Here is a 1,645-nt window from a genome sequence, read left to right on the forward strand (position 1 = left end):
TCGATGCGCGGATCGAGCGTCGACCTGCTGCATGTGCTCTTCGGCACCATCCTTTCGGTCGACGACGGCGCGCTGCTGCTGGTTGCAGGCATCGCCAGCTTTACACTGGTGACACTGGCACTGATCTACCGGCCGCTGGTGATCGAATGCTTCGACCCGGCGTTCCTCCGCGCGACGACCGGTGGCGGCACCGCCTGGCACTTCATCTTTCTGACGCTGGTGGTGCTGAACCTCGTTGCCGGCTTTCAGGCGCTCGGCACGCTGATGGCGCTGGGGTTGATGATGCTGCCGGCCGCCGCCGCGCGCTTCTGGGCAGGCGCGGTTTGGTCCCTGGCGGCACTCTCGATCGCGATAGCCTTCGCGGCGGGCCTTGTCGGGCTGCTGGTGTCCTACAATTTCAGCCTGCCCTCCGGCCCCTCGATCATCCTGACCGCCGGCGGCCTCTATCTCGGTTCGATTCTGCTTGGCACCCGCGACAGCCTGCGCACGCGTTATTTTCCGCGCGCACATTTCCACGACTAGAGGAGGCGCATGATGAAACGATTTCTCGCCTGCATCGCCCTGGCGTTGACGCTTGGCGCCGCCCCCGTATCGGCCGAGCCGCTGAAGGTCGTGGCAAGCTTCAGCATTCTGGGCGACATGGTCGAACGCGTCGCCGGTGATCATGTGGAGCTGACCGTGCTGGTCGGCCCGGACGGCGACGCACATAGTTTCGAACCGGGGCCCGCGCATGCCGCGGCCCTCGCCGACGCAAATCTCCTCGTCGTCAACGGTCTCGGCTTCGAACCCTGGATGGTGCGCCTCGCCGCCGCCGCGCGAAGCAAGGCCACCTATGTCGTTGCGAGCTTCGGCATCAATCCGCGCGATATGGAGAAGGACTCGCACGCGCCCGAGAGCAAATCCGATGGTGACAAGGAGGGCTACCCGGCCGTGCCGCACGACTTCGATCCCCATGCCTGGCAGAATGCGGCGAACGGCGTGATTTATGTGCGCAACATCGCCGACGCGCTGGCAAAAGCCGATCCCGAAAATGCCGGCACCTACGCAGCGAACGCAGCCGCCTATATTGCCGAATTGGAGGGACTCGATGCCTGGGTGCGCGCCGAGATCGCCAAGGTGCCGGCCGGAAAGCGCAAGGTCATCACCACGCATGACGCTTTCGGTTATTTCGGCGACGTTTATGGCGTTGAATTCCATGCGCCGCTGGGCTTTGCCGGCGGCGCACAGCCGAGCGCGCAAGCCCTGGCGCGGCTGATCGACCAGATTCGCACCGAAGGCATCAAGGCGCTCTTCATCGAAACCATGTCGGATCCGCGCATGATGGAAACCATCTCGCGCGAGACCGGCGCCGAAATGGGCGGCGCGCTTTATTCGGACGCGCTCTCACCCGGTGGCGGCGAGGCGCCTTCCTATGTCGCGATGTTTCAGCACAACGTGCCGCTGCTGGTCGAGGCGATGCTGAAGAACTAGTCGGCCGTGGTGCGCACATCCGCCGGCTTCGTAATCGCGCCCTTGACGCCGGCGAAGGCGCCAATGTCGAGCTCACGATAGAGCAGCCGTGCCGGGTCGACCGGACCCGGCATGGTCAGCCGTCCCGGTGGTGTCGGCCCGAAGCCGACCCGCGCATAATAGGGCGCATCGCCGA

At 65.0% G+C, this 1,645-nt stretch carries 2 protein-coding genes; both read left to right on the forward strand.

What is annotated here, in order from left to right; all coding sequences use genetic code 11:
- On the forward strand, positions 1 to 522 hold a 522-nt coding region (locus tag WEB61_RS15900), incomplete at its 5' end, for a metal ABC transporter permease (protein ID WP_368065323.1).
- A gap of 12 nt (positions 523 to 534) precedes the next feature.
- A complete protein-coding gene (locus tag WEB61_RS15905) occupies positions 535 to 1,470 on the forward strand; it encodes a metal ABC transporter solute-binding protein, Zn/Mn family (protein WP_368065324.1) in 936 nt (311 codons plus the stop codon).
- Positions 1,471 to 1,645 lie beyond the last annotated feature (175 nt).

This window comes from Parvibaculum sp. (genome assembly GCF_040882025.1).
Classification (GTDB): Bacteria; Pseudomonadota; Alphaproteobacteria; order Parvibaculales; family Parvibaculaceae; genus Parvibaculum.

Bases quoted from the DNA above. Each gene is read 5' to 3' on its own strand.
- WEB61_RS15905 (WP_368065324.1), top strand. From the start codon at position 535: ATGAAACGATTTCTCGCCTGCATCGCCCTGGCGTTGACGCTTGGCGCC.